The 18,049-nt window shown below is 63.2% G+C and carries 18 protein-coding genes and 1 tRNA gene; 10 read left to right on the forward strand and 9 right to left on the reverse strand.

Going from position 1 to position 18,049, the window contains the following annotated elements; genetic code table 11:
• Positions 1-40: 40 nt before the first annotated feature.
• Positions 41-493 (reverse strand): hypothetical protein, encoded by a 453-nt coding sequence (locus tag IV498_RS16575; RefSeq protein WP_269048195.1) that lies wholly within the window; start codon positions 491-493, stop codon positions 41-43.
• Between the two features lie 508 nt (positions 494-1,001).
• Positions 1,002-1,442 carry a MarR family winged helix-turn-helix transcriptional regulator gene (locus tag IV498_RS16580; RefSeq protein ID WP_442951370.1) on the reverse strand — a complete coding sequence of 147 codons (441 nt, stop codon included), beginning with the start codon at positions 1,440-1,442 and terminating at the stop codon, positions 1,002-1,004.
• 161 nt (positions 1,443-1,603) lie between these two features.
• Here IV498_RS16580 and bcp point away from each other — a divergent pair, with 161 nt between their 5' ends.
• Both bcp and IV498_RS16590 read left to right on the forward strand, forming a co-directional pair.
• Entirely contained in the window at positions 1,604-2,074 is a 471-nt protein-coding gene (bcp, locus tag IV498_RS16585; RefSeq protein WP_269048197.1) for a thioredoxin-dependent thiol peroxidase, read from the forward strand.
• A gap of 96 nt (positions 2,075-2,170) precedes the next feature.
• A tRNA-Leu gene (locus IV498_RS16590) sits at positions 2,171-2,252 on the forward strand.
• Between the two features lie 233 nt (positions 2,253-2,485).
• On the opposite strand, the gene IV498_RS16595 is transcribed toward IV498_RS16590, so the two are convergent.
• Positions 2,486-2,788, reverse strand: coding sequence for a DUF4193 domain-containing protein (locus IV498_RS16595; RefSeq protein ID WP_269048198.1), 303 nt, complete (start codon positions 2,786-2,788; stop codon positions 2,486-2,488).
• Between the two features lie 173 nt (positions 2,789-2,961).
• On the opposite strand from IV498_RS16595, the gene IV498_RS16600 reads away from it, so the two are divergent.
• The 3 genes from IV498_RS16600 (at position 2,962) to IV498_RS16610 (ending at position 9,602) form a co-directional block, all read left to right on the forward strand.
• Complete coding sequence (locus IV498_RS16600) at positions 2,962-4,611, forward strand: ABC transporter substrate-binding protein (protein ID WP_442951371.1); 1,650 nt, start codon at positions 2,962-2,964, stop codon at positions 4,609-4,611.
• Positions 4,612-4,753: 142 nt separating this feature from the next.
• Positions 4,754-6,253, forward strand: coding sequence for a malate:quinone oxidoreductase (locus tag IV498_RS16605; protein ID WP_269048200.1), 1,500 nt, complete (start codon positions 4,754-4,756; stop codon positions 6,251-6,253).
• 112 nt (positions 6,254-6,365) lie between these two features.
• Positions 6,366-9,602: an efflux RND transporter permease subunit gene (locus IV498_RS16610; RefSeq protein ID WP_269048201.1), complete on the forward strand. Its 3,237-nt coding sequence runs from the start codon at positions 6,366-6,368 to the stop codon at positions 9,600-9,602.
• Between the two features lie 72 nt (positions 9,603-9,674).
• Here the strand turns inward: IV498_RS16610 and IV498_RS16615 are convergent, their stop codons facing one another.
• Entirely contained in the window at positions 9,675-10,295 is a 621-nt protein-coding gene (locus tag IV498_RS16615; RefSeq protein WP_269048202.1) for a DedA family protein, read from the reverse strand.
• A gap of 159 nt (positions 10,296-10,454) precedes the next feature.
• Between IV498_RS16615 and IV498_RS16620 the strand changes: the two genes are divergently transcribed.
• Positions 10,455-10,997, forward strand: a complete 543-nt coding sequence (locus IV498_RS16620; RefSeq protein ID WP_269048203.1) for a Chromate resistance protein ChrB — start codon at positions 10,455-10,457, stop codon at positions 10,995-10,997.
• Positions 10,998-11,117: 120 nt separating this feature from the next.
• Here the strand turns inward: IV498_RS16620 and IV498_RS16625 are convergent, their stop codons facing one another.
• The 4 genes from IV498_RS16625 to IV498_RS16640 all read right to left on the reverse strand — a co-directional run bounded on the left by IV498_RS16625 (position 11,118) and on the right by IV498_RS16640 (position 13,507).
• Complete coding sequence (locus IV498_RS16625) at positions 11,118-11,744, reverse strand: hypothetical protein (protein WP_269048204.1); 627 nt, start codon at positions 11,742-11,744, stop codon at positions 11,118-11,120.
• A 100-nt stretch (positions 11,745-11,844) separates the two neighbouring features.
• Positions 11,845-12,426 (reverse strand): aminoglycoside phosphotransferase family protein, encoded by a 582-nt coding sequence (locus IV498_RS16630; protein WP_330059787.1) that lies wholly within the window; start codon positions 12,424-12,426, stop codon positions 11,845-11,847.
• Positions 12,423-12,719, reverse strand: coding sequence for a hypothetical protein (locus tag IV498_RS16635; RefSeq protein ID WP_269048205.1), 297 nt, complete (start codon positions 12,717-12,719; stop codon positions 12,423-12,425). Before IV498_RS16635 ends, IV498_RS16630 begins: the two co-directional genes overlap by 4 nt.
• Entirely contained in the window at positions 12,713-13,507 is a 795-nt protein-coding gene (locus tag IV498_RS16640) for a retropepsin-like aspartic protease (protein ID WP_269048206.1), read from the reverse strand. Before IV498_RS16640 ends, IV498_RS16635 begins: the two co-directional genes overlap by 7 nt.
• A 146-nt stretch (positions 13,508-13,653) precedes the next feature.
• Between IV498_RS16640 and IV498_RS16645 the strand changes: the two genes are divergently transcribed.
• The 3 genes from IV498_RS16645 to IV498_RS16655 are packed head-to-tail and all read left to right on the forward strand — an operon-like array spanning position 13,654 to position 16,664.
• Positions 13,654-13,974, forward strand: coding sequence for a metal-sensitive transcriptional regulator (locus tag IV498_RS16645; protein WP_269048207.1), 321 nt, complete (start codon positions 13,654-13,656; stop codon positions 13,972-13,974).
• 48 nt (positions 13,975-14,022) lie between these two features.
• Positions 14,023-14,253 carry a heavy-metal-associated domain-containing protein gene (locus IV498_RS16650; RefSeq protein ID WP_269048208.1) on the forward strand — a complete coding sequence of 77 codons (231 nt, stop codon included), beginning with the start codon at positions 14,023-14,025 and terminating at the stop codon, positions 14,251-14,253.
• A 41-nt stretch (positions 14,254-14,294) separates the two neighbouring features.
• Entirely contained in the window at positions 14,295-16,664 is a 2,370-nt protein-coding gene (locus IV498_RS16655) for a heavy metal translocating P-type ATPase (RefSeq protein ID WP_269048209.1), read from the forward strand.
• 35 nt (positions 16,665-16,699) lie between these two features.
• Here the strand turns inward: IV498_RS16655 and IV498_RS16660 are convergent, their stop codons facing one another.
• Positions 16,700-17,239, reverse strand: coding sequence for a GNAT family N-acetyltransferase (locus IV498_RS16660; protein WP_269048210.1), 540 nt, complete (start codon positions 17,237-17,239; stop codon positions 16,700-16,702).
• A gap of 309 nt (positions 17,240-17,548) precedes the next feature.
• Between IV498_RS16660 and IV498_RS16665 the strand changes: the two genes are divergently transcribed.
• Complete coding sequence (locus IV498_RS16665) at positions 17,549-18,007, forward strand: GNAT family N-acetyltransferase (RefSeq protein WP_269048211.1); 459 nt, start codon at positions 17,549-17,551, stop codon at positions 18,005-18,007.
• Positions 18,008-18,049: the final 42 nt, after the last annotated feature.

Below are 18,049 nucleotides of genomic sequence, written 5' to 3' on the forward strand. Positions count from 1 at the left end.
GGCCGGCCGCTGTTCCGGCCGGCCGCGGACAGTGTCTTAGTTAGTTGCTGGCGACGGTGACGGTAACCGTGGCGCCCTTGCAGGCATCCTGGTTGACTCCGAGGTCATCGAGGGAAAGCCTGCCCGCACCCACCGCAGTCCCCGTAGTGGAAGGCGCTACCGTGGAGTTCGTTGTCACAGCGGTGACATGGAACCATGCGGGCAGGCATGCCGCGTCACTGGTCGTGACCGTCGCCGTGAGGACACCAACGACGGTGCTCGAGGTGGTCGCGTTGTCCGCGCTGTACGCGACGTCCACACTGCCACCGGGCGTGAGGCCAGCGGCAAAGGTGGAATGCAGTGTCACGGTACCCCCACCGCTGGAGTTTGCTGCCGTGCCTGTACCGGATCCGGTGGTGGTCCAGTAGGCAAACGCTGCCCCGCCGCCGCCGGCCACCAGGGCCACAGTAGCGGCGGCCGTTATGATCTTGTTCTTCTTCGACATTTTGCGCATGGGGCAACTCCTTGATCGGGGTGCGGCTAGGACCGGCGGTGCCAGGCTGTGCTGCACGGGCTGTTCATCGGCGGACTCTCGGAGGAGGCCTACGGAGACCGATGGGCCCACATTGGCAGATCAGGAGCAGCTGCAGACAGAGTGCTGCTACCTGTTTATTTTTGTTGGGGCCGGATCCGGCCACGCGGTTGCTCCGGGGCTGCACTCGGTTTAAGGAGCCGTGCTACTTGGTACCACCAGTTAGCCACTCGCTGCTGCATCCATTTGCGCGGTGCGGCGCCGGCTATAAGGCCATCAAAGTCTGCGGAAAAAGGTCATCTAATGTCCGCGCAATATGGCAATCCGGCGCCGGCACAAACCCTGCGGGACCGGCCGTCCAAGTAGTGACGCGCGCACAGGCGCCCACTTCCGCGGGCAGGGCGAATTTGAGGAGCGCAGGGCAGCGAAAATTTGGGAAGAAAGAAAAGTAATTAGCAGGAGAACCCTGCTGAAAGCCTTTTGGAGGCTCCTAGCCGCCGTTTTGGGCGGAACTGCGCCGCGGCTCCGCCTCGTCCGGGACAGCGGACAACGCTGGGCGGATGTTGGACACCTTGGAATCGGCCAGCGATCGAATGACTCTTCGGAGGCTGCCGCGCAGTTCCTCTGGATTGGAGCCACCACTGTCCAGGAGTCCCTCCTCCATGGAGTGCGCCTCAGTGATGGCGGTACGTCCGGCATCGGTCAGCGACACGAGGTGACTTCGCCGATCCTCGGCGTTGCGGACTCGCTGGACGTGTCCATGCGATTCCATCCGGGCCAGTGTTTTGCCCATCGTCTGAGCTTGGACCTTGATGATTCCGGCAAGTCTGGCCTGCGTCATGGGACCTTGCGCGGCAAGGACATCGAGCGCAATAATGCCAGCATGCGTTACTCCAATGGTCGCAAGGCGTTCATTCCACGCGTGCTCCACCAGCCGCGCGGCGGTTGATAATAGGCGCCCGGTAGGCCACTGGTCCATGTCTGGCATAACAGCCATTATAGACCCGGATGGAACACTTGCCCGGCAGGCGGCGATCCGATGAGGACAGCCCGGCTAAGCTGAAATAGATATCACCACCAGCAGGAGGAACCATGGCTGAAAAACTGACCGTCGGCGATGCAGCACCGGACTTTACCTTGCCCGATTCCACAGGCAATCCTGTTGCGTTGAAGGATCTGCACGGGAAAAACGTTGTGGTCTACTTTTACCCGGCCGCCGCCACTCCCGGCTGCACCACGGAAGCCTGTGACTTCCGGGACAACATTAACTCACTCAAGTCCGCCGGTTACGAAGTTCTCGGCTTATCGCCGGATGCGCCGGCAAAACTCGCCGCCTTTGCGCAGGAAGAAGGCTTGAACTTCCCTCTCCTCTCCGATGCGGACCACTCGACGGCGGAGGCCTATGGTGCGTGGGGCGAAAAGACGAACTACGGCAAGACGTACGAGGGCCTGATCCGATCGACAGTAGTCCTCGACGGCGAGGGAAAAGTGACCTTGGCGCAGTACAACGTCCGCGCCACCGGCCACGTTGCGAAACTGCGCCGGGACCTCGGACTGGACTAGCCTCGTTCCTGGCTCCTGACGGCTGGAATCGGCGGGGACCACGAGTCGCCGCCGGGTAGGATGGAAGCTGATCTTTGCCGGAAGGCCGATCAGCAGGCGCGAGTGGTGAAATTGGCAGACACGCAGGATTTAGGTTCCTGTACCCTCGGGTGTGCGGGTTCAAGTCCCGCCTCGCGCACAAGCCGGAAAAGTTGCACGAAAAGAATCCGTGCCGCGACCCATCCCAGCGGCACAGCCTGCCGAATAGCCTTTGAGGCACCCCCCGCTGCGCATGGCGGGTGGGTGCCGACACAGGATCCTTGGTTGACTCCTCTAATTTGGCCAAGGGAAACGGGCGGGTGGCCGGACGGAAACGTTCGGACACCCGCTCTTCCTATCTGTGCTGTGCCCTCGCTTCCAGCCTTCACGCTTCTACCCTTCGCAGTCCCTGCAGTAGACCAGCCCGTTCTTCTCGCGTGCCTTCTGCGAGCGGTGCCGAACGAGGAAGCACGAGGAGCAGGTGAATTCGTCAGCCTGAACCGGTACCACCGTGATCAGCAGTTCTTCGCCGGAGAGATCCGCCCCGGGCAGGTCGTGACCTTCGGCCGTGTCGGCCTCCTCGAGGTCCAGCAGCGCTGTCTGGGAGCCGCCGCCGCGGTTGGCCTGCAGGGCCTCCAGCGACTCGGTGGCGCTGTCGTCGTCCTTTGTCCGTGGTGCGTCATAATCTGTTGCCATGCCGGGTCCAACTCTCGCTGATGTCGATATATTCCACTGATTCAGCGTCTGATAATAGCCGATAACGCTGGCCGCGGTTACCAGCCTTCGGGCTGCGTAATTCCGCCGTCCACTAGACTGGAACGCTGTCCGCAAAATCGCGGTATTGATGGTCAGGAAGTGGAGTTTTAGTGCTGGGAAAAGCGCATGTGCGCAGAGGCGCCCGAGTCGGAGCGGCGCTGCTGGCACTGTCCTTGGCAGCCTGCACGGCGCAGCCGGTTCCCGCGCCGACGCAGGATCCTGCCAGCGGGCCTGTCATTTTCAACTTTGGCACCAGCGTCACGCCGCTGGGGCTGGATCCGGCACTGGTGTCTGATTCAGAATCGTACCGGGTCACGCGGCAGATTTTGGAGGGCCTGGTGACCGTGGATCCAACCACGGGCGCGCCGGCGCCCAGTCTTGCCACCAGTTGGCAGGAACTGCAGGATGGCCTGTCCTATTCGTTCAAACTCCGGGACAACGTCACGTTCCAGGATGGCACGCCGTTCAACGCCGCGGCCGTCTGCACCAACTTTCACCGCTGGTTCACGCTTCCCGCGGCGACCCGCGGGGATGGCGCCATGGTGCCTTTTAAGCAGGTCTTCAAGGCTTTCGCCAATGACTCCCGTGAATCCGTATTCAAGGACTGCGTTGCCACCAATCCGGGCACCGTCAAAATCGAGCTGAACAGCAGATTGACGGGCTTCCTGCAGGCACTGACGCTGCCTGCCTTCGACATATCCTCGCCCAAGGCGCTGGCCGATATGGCCGCCAACAACCTCACCGAGACCGTGGCCGGGCACCGGATTTCCAAGTATGGGCTGCACCCGGTGGGCACCGGACCATACACCTTCAGCTCATGGGAGAACGGCACCGTTACCCTCAAGGCAAACAAGAATTACTGGGGGGAAAAGGGTCAGCTGGATGTGATCAATTTCATTCCCTATGAGCAGCCACAGGCCCGTTTGGCCGCTTTGGAGCAGGGCAAGATCGATGGTTATGACCTGGTCACGCCGGGAAACTTTGACTCCTTGGTGAAGAGCGGCATGCAGATCCTGCAGCGTGACCCGTTCTCGGTGATGTACCTGGGCATCAATCAGTCTGTTCCCGTGATGGCCGATGACAAGGTCCGGCAAGCCATTGCCATGGGAATAGACAAACAAACGCTGATTCATGATTTCTTCATCGACGGTACGCAGGCGACGTCCCAGTTCATCCCGCCCAAGCTCAGCGGTTTCAACAATTCGGTCCCCGGCGTCCCCTACGACCTGGCAAAGGCAAAAAAGACCCTGGCGGCTTCCAGCTACAAGGGCGAACCGATCCGGTTCTACTACCCACTGAACGTCACCCGGGCATACCTGCCCACGCCGGAAAAGGTGTATGCGGAAATCTCCCGCGAGCTCACCGCCGTCGGCTTTAACATCAAACCGGTGCCCATCGCCTGGACCGATGACTATCTGGGCAAGGTCACCAGCCCGGGCGATCACGCCCTGCACCTGATGGGCTGGAACGGTGGCTATTCGGATCCGGACAATTTCGTGGGTCCGCTGTTCGGCTCGGCCAACGGGGAGTTCGGCCTGACCGATCCGCAGTTGGTCAGCAAGATCGACCGGGCCCGCAGCCTGCCCAACGGGTCCGAACGCAACGATGCGTACCAGTCCATCAATACGCAAATCGTGCAGACGCTGCCGGCCATTCCCATCGCATTCCCCATTTCCGCCCTGGCAATGTCCGCTCGGGTAGCCAGCTATCCGGTCAGCCCGGTGCTCAATGAGGTCTTCAACAAGATAAAACTCGCCGACTAGAAGTTCCGGGGTGCCGCCGGCTGAGAACGCGGGGCCGGGACGGACGCGCCGTGCCCGGGACGGAGGCGCCGTGCAATTTAAGTAACCATCCCTTGGCGCGATACGCTTCTACCGCTAGGCCCGCCGCTACCGGAGATGGACTGTGACTTTCATTTCAGACACCAAAAACGCCGACGTTGTCCTCATCGGAGGCGGCATCATGAGCAGCACCTTGGGTGTGCTGCTCAAACAGCTCGAACCCAGCTGGAAGATCGCCCTGTTCGAGCGGCTGGACCGCCCGGGGCTGGAAAGCTCGGATCCATGGAACAACGCCGGCACAGGCCACTCCGCGCTCTGTGAGTTAAATTACACGCCGATGGCCGCAGACGGTTCGGTGAACCCGGCCAAGGCGGTGTCGATCAACGAACAGTTCCAGCTCTCCCGGCAATTCTGGTCCCACCTGGTGACCAGCTCCATGATCGGGTCACCGAAGAAGTTCATTAATTCGGTGCCGCATATGAGCTTCGTGATCGGCGATGACCACGTCGAATTCCTGCGCCGGCGCTACGCCGCGCTCAAGCCGAATCCCCTATTTTCCAGCATGCAGTACAGCGAGGACCACGCGGAGATAGCCAGATGGGCGCCGCTGGTGATGAAGGGCAGGCCGGCCGGCCAGAAGGTTGCCGCCACCCGCGCGGCGGAGGGGACCGACGTCGACTTTGGTGCCCTTACCCGCGAGCTGACGGGATATTTGGACGCGAACGACGTCGAAGTCAACTACGGCATGGAAGTCACCGATGTGCACCGCGGCAAGGACGGCCGCTGGGAGCTGGCGCTGAAACATGCCTCCTCAGGAGAACACAGCACGATCCGCGCCAAGTTCGTTTTCATCGGCAGCGGCGGCGGTGCGCTGCATCTGCTGCAGAAAACCGGAATCCCGCAGGGAAACGGATTCGGCGGCTTCCCTGTCTCGGGCCAGTTCTTCCGCTGCACCGACGAGGATCTCGCCGCTCAGCACAGCGCCAAGGTCTATGGGCAGGCCTCCGTCGGCGCCCCGCCCATGTCGGTGCCGCACCTGGATACCCGGTATGTGGACGGCAAACGCTCGCTGCTCTTTGGACCCTACGCGGGATTCTCCACCAAGTATCTGAAAACCGGTTCGCTGCTGGACCTCCCACTGTCCATCCGGCCGGGCAACATCGTGCCGATGCTCGCCGTCGGGAAGGACAACCTGGGACTGGTGAAATACCTGGTCTCGGAGGTCTTCAAGACCCACGGCGGCAAGGTTGACGCCCTGCGCGAGTATTTCCCGGAGGCCAATGGAGCGGACTGGGAATTGATCACCGCCGGCCAGCGGGTCCAGATTATCAAGAAGGACCCCAAGAAGGGAGGCATCCTGCAGTTCGGCACTGAGGTCATCACCTCCTCGGACGGATCCGTCGGAGCCCTGCTCGGCGCCTCACCCGGCGCGTCCACGGCGGTGCCCATCATGCTCGAACTGCTGCAGCGCTGCTTCCCGCGGAAGTTCAAGCTGGAATGGCAGGACTCGCTGCGGGCGATGATGCCCACCTTCGGAACCAAGCTCAACGAGAACCCGGAACTTGCGGAGCAGACCATGGCCAGCACGGCCGCCGCCCTGCAGTTGGACAGCGTCCGCGCCTGACCCGAGAGGCGGGACGGGCGTGGACCGGCGCCCGGACCCGAGAGCGACCGGCGAGGTAACCGGCCCTTAGGGTCGGGCCTGGGAACCGGGCGGTACTTATTGGGAGGCTGAAATGTTCCGCTTAGCCAGGATCTCGCTGGGCAACCGCGCGCTGATCGCACTGATCACGATCTTTGCCGCGGTTTTCGGCGTCATTTCGATGGGTTCGCTGAAGCAGGAGCTCATCCCGTCGATCGAATTTCCGCAGATCACTGTGCTGACCGCGATGGCCGGCGCCTCCCCCGAGGTCATCGACAAGCAGATCAGTGAGCCGCTCGAGACGGCCCTGAACGCCGTCGAAGGGCTGGAGTCCAGCACCTCCACCTCGCGCAGCGGCGTGTCCACCATCAACCTCGCTTTTACCTACGGAACCAACCTGGATCGGGCCCGGAACCAGATCGACCGGGCCATCTCCAATGCACGCCGGGCTCTGCCGGACAACGTGGAGCCGCAGGCCATTGCCGGCAGCATCAGCGATTTTCCGATTGTCTTCCTCGCCGTTTCCTCAGACAAGTCGCTCAGCGCGCTCAACACCGACCTGCAGCGGCTGGTTGTGCCCACGCTGATGAAGATCGACGGTGTTCGCGGCGCCGACGTCACCGGTGCCAACTCCCAGCACATCGCTATCCTGCCGGACCGGGCCAAGCTGGCCGCTGCCGGCGTCAGTGTGCAGTCCATCAGCGACGCCCTGAAGAATAATGGGGCCCTGGTTCCGGCCGGCACCCTGACCGAACAGGGGAAAACCCTGTCGGTGCAGGTTGGCAGCCCAGTGGACTCGCTGGCCGCCGTCAGGTCCCTCCCGCTGGCGGGCAACGCCGCGGCTAACGGCAGTGGCCCTGCCACCGGAGCTGGTGCAGGCGCTGCCGCAGGGGCTGGCGCTGGTGCGGGCACTGTGACGATTGGCGACGTCGCTGCCGCGAGCCTGCAGGATGATCCCACCACGTCCATCACCCGCACCAATGGCAAGTCAACGCTTGCGCTGTCGATCACCAAAAAGCCCGAGGCGGACACGGTCTCGCTTTCGCACCAGATCCAGGCGCAGCTTCCCGATCTGCAGGCGTCGCTGGGATCCAACGCCCACTTCACCACCGTGCTGGACCAAGCCCCCTTCATCGAGAAGTCCATCAGCGATCTCACAACTGAAGGTCTGCTGGGACTGGGCTTCGCCGTCGTGATCATCCTGCTGTTCCTGCTCTCGGTGCGTTCGACGCTGGTGACAGCCATTTCCATTCCGCTGTCCCTGCTGATCACCCTGATTGGTCTGTGGGCCACCAAATACTCGCTGAACATCCTGACACTGGGCGCGTTGACCATCGCGATAGGCCGGGTGGTGGATGACTCGATTGTGGTGATTGAGAACATCAAACGACACATGAGCTACGGCGAGGACAAGCTCTATGCCATCCTTGCTGCCATCCGGGAAGTGGCCGGAGCGGTGACCGCATCGACCCTGACCACCGTTGCGGTGTTTTTGCCGATCGCGTTCGTAGGCAACATTGCCGGCGAGCTGTTCAGGCCGTTCGCGCTGACCGTGACGATAGCGCTGCTGGCATCGCTGGCCGTGGCGCTGACAATCGTGCCGGTGCTGGCGTTCTGGTTCCTGAAGTCACCGCGGGCCGGCGTCGCGGGAGCCGGCGCGGCATTGGCAGGCCGGGCGCTGCTGGCAGCGGTGGAGGAAAAGGAGCGCAAGAGCCGGCTGCAGCGTGGCTATCTCCCGGTGCTGGCTGCCACGCAGAGGCATCCCGTAATCACCCTGGTGGCCGGCGGAATTATCCTGGCTGGCACCGCGACCATGACCCCGTTCCTGCCCACCAACCTGCTGGGCAACTCGGGACAGAATAGCCTCTCGATCACCCAGACGCTGCCGCCGGGTACCAGCCTGAACGCCACCTCGGCGGCGGCCGGGAAGGTCGAGGCTAAGCTGCGGACGATCAGCGGCATCAAGGACGTCCAGGTCACGATCGGGAACGCATCCTCCGGTTTCGCGGCGCTGACCTCGGCGGGAGCGTCCAGTGCGCGCTTCCAGGTGGTCACGGACGCGAAGGCCGATCAGACCAAGCTGGCCGAGACAGTGCGGACGTCCTTGGCAACAGTCCAGAACGCCGGCAAGGTCAGCATGGGTTCCTCCTCCGGCGGGTTCGGCATGTCCAGCACGGTGGACATTAACATCAAGGCCTCCAATTCCGCGGACCTGCAAACGGCCAGCGATGCCGTCGCTGCAGCAATGAAGGGCCTGCCGGGAGCAGGCGACATCTCCAGTAACCTCTCGGCGGCCCAACCCGTGGTGGAGGTCCGGGTGGACCGCGCGAAGGCCGTGGCCGCGGGCCTGAGCGAAGCACAGGTGGCAGGCCTTCTGACCTCCACCATCAGCCCGCTGCCCGGCGGCACGGTCCGGATCGATACGAATGACTACCAGGTGGAGATTGGCACGGGCACCAAGTTTACGAGCATCGATGGACTGCGGGGCGTCCAGGTTCCCACCCCGGCTGGGCCCGTTGCCCTCAGCAGCATCGCCACCGTGGAACAGGTCCAGACACCGCTGTCGATCACCAGCTCCAACGGCCAGCGCAGTGCTCAGGTCTCGATCACCCCTTCAGGGAACAACTTGGGAAGCCTTGGGTCCGATGTGCAGCAGCGGCTGGCCCCGGTGACACTGCCGCCGGGCGCCACTGCGACGATCGGCGGTGCCAGTTCGCAGCAGGCGGAGTCGTTTGGCCAGCTTGGATTGGCCCTGCTCGCGGCGATCGCCATCGTCTACGTCATTATGGTGGCCACCTTCAAATCGCTCATCCAACCGCTGATCCTGCTGGTTTCCATCCCCTTCGCAGCTACCGGAGCCATCGGCCTGCTGCTGCTTTCCCGGGTTCCGCTGGGCCTGCCCTCGCTGATTGGCATGCTGATGCTGGTAGGCATTGTGGTGACCAACGCCATCGTGCTCATCGACTTGATCAACCAGTACCGCAGACCCTCCGGAGACCGCCCCGCCATGAACGTTGCGGACGCCATTGAACACGGCGCGCGCCAGCGTCTTCGTCCCATCCTGATGACCGCCCTGGCGACGATTTTCGCACTGACGCCGATGGCTTTGGGGGTTACCGGCGGCGGAGGTTTCATCTCGCAGCCGCTGGCCATCGTCGTCGTCGGCGGCCTGGTCTCCTCCACCGCGCTGACGCTGATCCTGGTCCCCGTGCTGTATCGGCTGGTCGAGGGCCGGCGGGAGCGCCGGCAGCTCCGGCGGGACACCCCAAAGCTGCGCGGACGCCACTCCCGGCCCGCCGAAACCGCAGCACCCGCTGACGCGCGGCTCTGAACGGTGGTGGCGACCGTGCCGCCCAGTTCGTCCACAAATGCCAGTCATTGCTGCCTTCGCCAAAACGTCAGCTTAGCGCTGGTCTGCGGCCGGATCTTTGCCGTGGCGGCGTCGCGCTTTGCGGATCCGCCACACAACGAAAAGAATTATGGCCAGCACCACAATGCCGGCGGTTATGTCGCGGCCGGCCACTTTGGCTACGGCTTCATAGGAGTTGCCTGCCAGATAACCCAGCAGCACGAAGCCGACACCCCAAACTAATCCGCCGGCGGCGTTAAAGGTCAGGAACCGGAGATAGGGCATCCGGGACGTCCCAGCGAGGGCTGGCATGACGGCGCGGAAGAAGGCCACGAACCGGCCGAGGAAAACGGCTGATCCACCGCGACGTTGCAGGAAATCCTGGGCCTTGTCCAGTTTGGCGCGGCGTTTGTCCATGACTTTGGATTTCAGCACGCGGGTGCCCAGATGTTTGCCGATCTCGTAGCCCACGGTGTCACCGACAATGGCCGCCAGCACGACCACGAGAGCCATGGTCCACAGCTGCACGTTGCCGCGACTTGCCACGACGCCGCCAAGCACGGCCGCAGTCTCTCCCGGGATCACGAAACCGATGAATAAGGCGTCTTCCGCGAACACCAGCAGCCCCACCAGGGTCAAAGCCAGCAGCGGATTTACGCTCAGGATCGTATTCACGAAAGCGTTCAAAGCGTCCCACTCCCGAAGCTGGGAAGTCCTCCAAGCGCAGCAGGAACCTGTCCGGCATTCAGCTTCTTCAAGACAGTATGTTCCTCACGTCCGGCACCAATGTGCTGATTATCAAAGCCTAGTGTAACGTCTGCTACATTCTGTTGTGTGACAGAGGAAGATTACACATGGTTTTTGATACTGGTGCAGATCCCTGCCCAACCGTCCCGGCACCGGGTCGCTGTCTGGCGCGAACTCCGCAGGACGGGGGCCGTACCGGTATCGCCGGGGACATGGGCGCTGCCCGCCTTGCCCGCCTTTGAAACAGCGCTGGAACGAGCACGGGAGTTAGCAAAGCGTGGATCCGGGACGCTAACAGTGATCGATGCGGCGCCGCGGGATGAGGCCGGGGCCGAGCTCCTTCGGACGGCCTTTAGCGAGGCCCGGGAGGAGGAATGGAAGGAGTTCATTGCCGACTGTGGGAAGTTCGATGCCGAAATAGCCCGCGAGGTTGCCAAATCCAACTTCACCTTCGGCGAACTCGAAGAGGAAGAACAGAGCCTGGACCGGCTGCGCCGCTGGTATCGGGAACTGAAGTCCCGCGACGTCCTCCGGCTGCCGCAGGCGGATGTAGCCCAGGACCATCTCAGCCGATGTGTCAGCGTCCTGGACGACTATGCCCAGCAGGTTTACGAGACAGTACTCCCCTAAGGAACACCGGCTCCGCCGCACAGCGCACCCTTGCCGTCGTCGTCGTCGGCCCCGTTGCCGTCGTCGGTGACCTTGCCGTCGTCGTTGCCGGCCTCTGACCGCCCGACTCGAACCCAGTGCCTACTCTTGCCGACTCAGCGGTGTTGTCAGCGCACGTGCGTACAACTGCGGGTCCGTTCGGGTCTGATTCGAAACGACGAGGTGCGTCGCCAGAACCCGTTCTGCGAAGTATCCCTCATATGGCAGCGTGAGCACTGTGGTCAGGCCTGTCCGCCACGCCGCGATGACCGCGGGCAGGCAGACGACCTCGGGCTCCTTCGACCCCGTCCGGTCATCTTTGCGGCGAAGCTGCTCCTCCCACGCGGCGAGTGCCTCGCCGTCGATCCCGTCGCGGCCGTGCTCCATCCCCCAGAACGGCGGCTGGAACGCCGGATCCAGCCGCGGATGCGTCTGCGAAAGGCGCAGCCACTCGGCCCTGAGCTGAGCTTTGTCCCACCTGGAGTACCACTGCCACGCGCGCTCCCAGGTGTGCTGCCACCGGCGCGACCACTCCTGGACGTCGACATCGGGTGGAGGCGACGACGTGCCGTGATGGGGTTCCGGGACGAGCACCGGCAGCGGCTGCTCCGACGCGATTCTCCAGGCGCTGTGAATGAACAAGAATTCGATGATGTTGTTTGGTGCATCGACGGTGATCACCATGTCGTGCGGCCATGGATTACCGGGGATGGGGCGGTCCGATCTCATCTGCCCATCATGTCGCCTCTGTCAACCAACCGCCGGGCCAATCCGTCGTGGACGCCATCTTCAGGGCACTATTTCGTCCCAGTCGAAGCGCATGCACATCTCAGCTCGGCCGCAGGCCATTGGGGTCGTACAAAGTTCCGTTGTTGAAGCGATTGGTAAAGTTTTGCACTGCAAAATCCCGCAGTTTGCAGTCGTTCGCCAACTGCGCGGCGGCGGCGACCTGCAGCGAAAGCGAAGCCCGATGAATTCCTGCCCTCTCAAGCAGCTCGCCTTGAGCGATGTCAGCGACAGCTGCCGTTCCAAAAGTGCCGATCAGCGGTGCCAGGTCCATGGCCGGGTCGCCGATACACGCGTTGTCCAGATCAATGAGACCGGAAAAATCAGCGCCGTTCCACAAAAAATTTTGAAGCCCAAAGTCACCATGAACCAGGACCTTGGACCCAGATTCTTCAGCGCTCAGGACGTCAGCGACGATTCGTTCCGCAGCTCCAGCCACCGCTCGATCCAGGGGCGCGGTGATCTCTGCCACGAGTTGAGGCCAACGGGCCGCGCCGCACCAGTCCCGTACCGGGCGCAGCGCGCCTGGTCCTGGGGTGGCGCAATCCCACAGACCATTGAGCACCCGTTCTGCCGTTGTCCGGACGTGATGCCACGGCCTTTGTAATTGGTGCGCGCCGTTCACAAAGGAATTGAGCTGAGCGGACCAGCCCGTGTGGAAAAGGGTTCATGGACCGGCGATGGAACGGCGAAGGGAAGCCGAAGATCAGCGAACGCCTCAAGGTTTTGATGCTCACTCCTGGTTTGCGCGGCATGACCGTTGGCGAAAGAGACGCGTGCCACGACCGATTGCCCCAGCACGGCGGCATGGTGGAAGGCGCCATGGCTGAATTGCGGCTGAGCCCTGTCCAGGTGCGGCCACACGGACTCCAGCGCCGACCAGGCTGGCGTGCTGTCCACCTCCAGAGTGTTCAGCACCGGGTGATGGCCCATTCGCGCCGCGGGAAGTCCATCAGCCAGTCCGCTTGGGAGAGCGTGGTGTAGCCGAGGATCAGGTCCATCGGGAGTGCCAGATTTTCGTTGGCCCGAGCCAGATCAATGCAGGCCACCCGGTGCGGAGCAAATTGAATTCCCCCGATGGACACATCGCTCATGAGAAAGGTAGGAGTCTGCACCTTGGTCCCGGTTCCATCCGTACCCATCGATGGCTCGACCTCCCGAAAGTGGCGGCTGTGCTTCGCGAGGAACTTCTGGTCCACGATCGTGATGCCGGCGCCACTGTCCCAAACGGTATGGGCAACGACGCCAAGGGGAAAGTGCGCGTCAACGTAAGGGTGGCCCTTTGTGTCCAAATGCAGCGGAGCACCATGCACCACGTACTTGTCCAGCCCTATCTCCAGGCACTGCCGCTCGAAGGAAAAGTGGCAGCGATGTTCCTTCAGCAGGTCCATACCCAGGAGGTTGCGTGCGCCGGGCTGGCAGGGGTGGGTTCGCGTGATGCGCATTGGCGAGCGGGTAATTGGTCCGACGGTGAGCTCCGGGATATCAATGAGATGGTCGCTGGCCGCGGCGAAGACCGCCTGCGAACTGGACTCGCCCACCGCGGGGAATCCCGAGGTGAACTCGTCGGGGACGACCTGTGTCCGGGCTGCGCCGGTATCAAGAATGAATCGGTAGGGACGGCCGCCAATGAACCCGTCAACAGTGACGTCCGCGCATCCTGGATCGTCTGCGTCCGGGGTTACGACGAGCGGCACGGTCAGCATGGCACGAGCCTAGTTCATGCGTGGGCCACGAAGTCTGTCGGCCGGTGGGAGCAGCGAGGCAGGCTGCGACAGTTCGCGTTATCTCCCGCACTCTTGACTAAATACCCCCAAGGGGTATAGATTCCATTGCAGTGGAAGGAAGCATCATGAGCGAAATAGTTGATGAACACATCGACCACGGCTACACGACGGATAAGGCCGCCTACCTGCGCAGACTGAAGCGCATCGAGGGCCAGGTGCGCGGCATCGCCCGGATGGTGGATGAGGACAAGTACTGCATCGACATCCTGACCCAGGTGGCGGCGATCAACAAGGCCCTGCACGCAGTCAGCCTCGGCCTGATCGAGGACCACATCGCCCACTGTGTCGTCGGAGCGGCGCACGAGTCTGAGGCGACCGGTGACCCCGCGATCGTCCAGGCAAAAGTCAAGGAAGCCAGCGACGCCATCGGCCGGCTGCTGCGCTAAAGCCCCACTGTCATGGGCGCCACAGACCAACGAGCAAGGAACCGGAACATGGAATCCATAAGAACAACCGTCAGCATTTCGGGAATGACCTGCGGGCACTGCGTGTCCTCGGTGATGGAGGAACTCAAGTCCCTCAAGGGCGTCGACGACGTCAGCGTCGACCTGAACGCGGGTGGTGTCTCGACCGCGACCGTCACCTCACACCTGACGATTTCGCCCGAAGAAATCGGCGAGGCTGTTGCTGAAGCGGGATACCTCGTCATCGCCAGCGACGCCTGACCGGAAAACTTAAGCCGACAGAGAGATTGAAGGACCATCTCATGAGTACCGAAGAACTGCTCCGCCAGCCACCGACCCGGGTCATCGAACTCGAGATCGAGGGCATGACCTGCGCATCCTGCGTGGGTCGGGTGGAGCGCAAACTCGGCAAGCTCGAGGGCGTCCACGCCGCAGTGAACCTGCCGCTGGAGTCCGCGCAGGTCACGGTTCCGGAGGGCATGAGCGACCAGCAGATCGTGGACACCGTCAATGCCACAGGTTACAAGGCCAGGGTTAGGGCCGCGGCCGGACGCGGCATTGGCGCGGGCGGCGGCGTTGCTGACATTGACACGGGCGACGGCGGCGGACGCACGGACGACGACCTACGCACGCACGACGACGGCGGCGCGCCGGGAAATTCGACCGCCGGCTTGGGAGCCGCGAAAAATCCAGCCGCTGCCGAGCGGATCCCAGAAGGCGGCAGCAAGGTTGCCGCCCAACTGCGGCCCCGGCTGATTCTGGCCGTGGTGCTGAGCATCCCGATCTTCCTGATTTCGATGTTCCCCGCCCTGCAGTTCCCAAACTGGGGCTGGGTGGCCGGGATTTTGGCGCTGCCCGTAGTGACCTGGTCGGCGTGGCCGTTCCACCGGGCTGCAGCCATCAACGCCCGGCACCTGGCCTCCACCATGGACACCCTGGTCTCCATCGGCGTCACCGCGGCCTTCCTGTTTTCCGCGCTCACACTTGCCCTGGATCCCGCGCTGACGGCTGATCCAGGGATGGAAGACCACGCCGAACTCTACTTCGAGGTCGCCGCCGTCGTTGTGACTTTCCTGCTGCTGGGCCGCTATCTGGAGGCGAACGCCAAAGCCAAGGCCGGGGACGCACTCAAGGCGCTGCTCGGCCTGGGAGCCAAGGACGCCGTCGTCCTGCGCAACGGCTCCGAGGTCAGGATTCCCGCGGACCAGTTGGCCGTCGGGAACGTTTTCGTTGTCCGGCCCGGTGAGAAGATCGCCACGGACGGCATCGTTATTGAGGGCCGCTCCGCCGTCGACGCCTCCCTGATCACCGGCGAATCCATGCCCGTGGACGTGAACGTCGACGACCCGGTGACCGGCGCGACCATCAACACCTCCGGACGGCTGCTGGTTAAAGCAACCCGGGTGGGCAGCGAAACCACGCTGGCCCAGATGGGCCGGCTGGTCAGCCAAGCCCAATCCGGCAAGGCACCGATCGCCCGGCTGGCGGATCGGATCAGCGCCGTGTTCGTCCCTATTGTCCTCGGCATCGCGGTGCTGACCTTTGTCCTGTGGCTGCTGCTGACCGGGGATCTGCAGGCCGCCGTGACCGCCGCCGTCGCCGTTCTGGTCATTGCCTGTCCCTGTGCCCTCGGGCTGGCCACACCCATTGGACTGCTGACCGGAACCGGCCGGGGCGCGCAGCTGGGCATCCTGATCAAAGGCCCGCAGGTTCTCGAGGACACCCGCACCGTGGACACGATCCTGCTGGACAAGACAGGTACCGTGACCAATGGCAAACTCGCCGTGACCCGCACCCTGGCACGCAGAACCAGGACCGAGGCCGAGGTCCTCCGCTTGGCAGGCTCCGTAGAGGCGGCCAGCGAGCACCCCATAGCCCAAGCGATCGCGGCGGCTGCCACATCCGCCGGCGGAACATCCGCGGTGACGGATTTCGACTCAGCCCCCGGCGGCGGTGTCCGCGGCACGGTCGGCGGCGCCCGGGTGGTCGCCGGACGGGAGGGATGGCTGATGGAGAACGGCATCTCCCTGACGGACGCGGACCAGGCCGCCCTGCGGAACGAGCAGGACTCCGGGGCCACGGCCATCTGGGTTGCCATCGACGGCGCCGTCGCAGGAATCATCAGCCTGCAGGACACCATCAAGGAAGGCTCTGCTGCGGCCGTCCGCCGGCTCAAGGAGCTCGGGCTCCGCCCCATCCTGCTCACCGGAGACAACGCCGCCGTCGCCGCTCAGGTGGCAGCCGCCGTCGGCATAGCCCCGGCAGATGTCTTCGCGGACGTCACACCGCAGGGCAAGGTCGATGCCGTCAGGGCCCTGCAGGGCGACGGCGCCACGGTGGCAATGGCCGGCGATGGCGTCAATGACGCCGCAGCCTTGGCCCAGGCCGACCTCGGCATCGCCATGGGATCCGGCACCGACGTCGCCATCGAAGCCGCCGACCTCACAGTGATGGGAAACGGGCTGGACCAAGTGGCTACGGCCATCGAACTCTCGCGCAAGACCCTGTCCACCATCAAAACCAACCTGTTCTGGGCCTTCTTCTACAACGCGGTAGGCATCCCGGTCGCGGCGCTGGGCCTGCTGAACCCAATGATCGCCGGCGGTGCGATGGCCGCAAGCTCCGTGCTGGTGGTCACCAACTCGCTGCGCCTGCGGCGGTTCGGCAAGTGACGACGGCCGCCAGCTCCGCCCTGGTGGTCACCAACTCACTGCGCCTGCTGCGGCTCGGCAAATGACGGCAGGGACGGGACGGACGGGACTGCGTACTTGAATCCCACGTGCGATGCCTTGAAACCGAGCCGGGTATAAAACCGGTGCGCGTCGGTTCGTCCGGCGTCTGAGGTTAGCTGAACCAGCCGCGCGCCCTGGGCGGGGGCGCTGTCCACCGCCCAACGGATCATGGCGCCGCCAATCCCCTGTCCCCGCAGGTCCTTCCGAACGCGGACCGCCTCGATCTGCAACCGAGAAGCGCCGACACGCGCCAGACCGGGAATCACGGTCAATTGCATCGTGGCTACGACGTCACCGGCCGGTGATGCCGCGACCAGCAACTGTTGGGCCGGATCGGCATCGATCCGCTCGAAAGCACGTTCATAAGTAGCCCAATCCTCCGTGCTGCCGCGATCTGCCCGGGCGGCGCTGATTGGGTCCTCCACCAGGAGCGCGATGACCGCCGACAGGTCCACCAACGTGGCACGTCGAAGCACCACTGGAATGCCTGCACGATCAAGGATGATGTCCGTCATGCACTCAGTCTTGCAGATGCCTGCCAAGCCCCCAGGTGCAACTGCGCCCCGCCGGCAGGTACCGGATCGTTCCCGCCGAGCAGGTACCGGATCGTTCCCGCGGAGCAGCTGCTCGCCGGAAACGTCGCCCATCCCAACTAACTAACAGCAGATGCACTCAAAACCGCTTTTGAATGCATCTGCTGTTAGCCAATTGGGAGGAGCGCGACAATCTGTGGATAACCCCTCCAACCATCCCGTCCGGCCGGCTGTCAGCTATGCCTGCATGCTTCATCCCTACTAAGCAGACGAAGGTTCTAAGGTTTTAAGGTGCTCATTGTTCGGCTGGCCGGTCCTCACGAAACGTCTGACCTTATCCGCCTGCGTGCCCTTTGGACGGCTGAGCAAGCAGGAGCGCCCGTCGACGACCCGGACTTCGAAGACAGGTATCGTGCCTGGCAGGAGAACAATAAGCGCATCATGTTCGTGGCAGAGCTGGACGGAACGCCGATCGGCATGCTGAATCTCATGGTGTTTGAGCGGATGCCGAAGCCGGGAAAGAAGTCCTCGTGTTGGGTTTATCTGGGGAACGTCTTCGTTTCCCCGGACCACCGCAATCGTGGGGTGGGCGGCAAGCTGCTGGAGGCGGCGACCACCTATTCACAAGACATCTCTGCGGCGCGCATGGTCCTGTCTCCGTCCGCACAATCACAGAACTTTTACCGCAGGCACGGTTTTGTTCCTGCGGAGGAGCTACTCGTCAAAACGTCTCTTATCCCAACTGACTAACAGCAGATGCACTCAAAACCGCTTTTGAGTGCATCTGCTGTT

Origin of the sequence: Paenarthrobacter sp. Z7-10 (assembly GCF_026932795.1) — a bacterium.
Taxonomy (GTDB): Bacteria; Actinomycetota; Actinomycetes; order Actinomycetales; family Micrococcaceae; genus Arthrobacter_M.

Bases quoted from the DNA above. Each gene is read 5' to 3' on its own strand.
- IV498_RS16655 (WP_269048209.1), top strand. From the start codon at position 14,295: ATGAGTACCGAAGAACTGCTCCGCCAGCCACCGACCCGGGTCATCGAA.
- IV498_RS16595 (WP_269048198.1), bottom strand. From the start codon at position 2,788: ATGGCAACAGATTATGACGCACCACGGACAAAGGACGACGACAGCGCC.
- IV498_RS16660 (WP_269048210.1), bottom strand. From the start codon at position 17,239: ATGACGGACATCATCCTTGATCGTGCAGGCATTCCAGTGGTGCTTCGA.
- bcp (WP_269048197.1), top strand. From the start codon at position 1,604: ATGGCTGAAAAACTGACCGTCGGCGATGCAGCACCGGACTTTACCTTG.
- IV498_RS16645 (WP_269048207.1), top strand. From the start codon at position 13,654: ATGAGCGAAATAGTTGATGAACACATCGACCACGGCTACACGACGGAT.
- IV498_RS16650 (WP_269048208.1), top strand. From the start codon at position 14,023: ATGGAATCCATAAGAACAACCGTCAGCATTTCGGGAATGACCTGCGGG.
- IV498_RS16610 (WP_269048201.1), top strand. From the start codon at position 6,366: ATGTTCCGCTTAGCCAGGATCTCGCTGGGCAACCGCGCGCTGATCGCA.
- IV498_RS16625 (WP_269048204.1), bottom strand. From the start codon at position 11,744: ATGAGATCGGACCGCCCCATCCCCGGTAATCCATGGCCGCACGACATG.
- IV498_RS16640 (WP_269048206.1), bottom strand. From the start codon at position 13,507: ATGCTGACCGTGCCGCTCGTCGTAACCCCGGACGCAGACGATCCAGGA.
- IV498_RS16575 (WP_269048195.1), bottom strand. From the start codon at position 493: ATGCGCAAAATGTCGAAGAAGAACAAGATCATAACGGCCGCCGCTACT.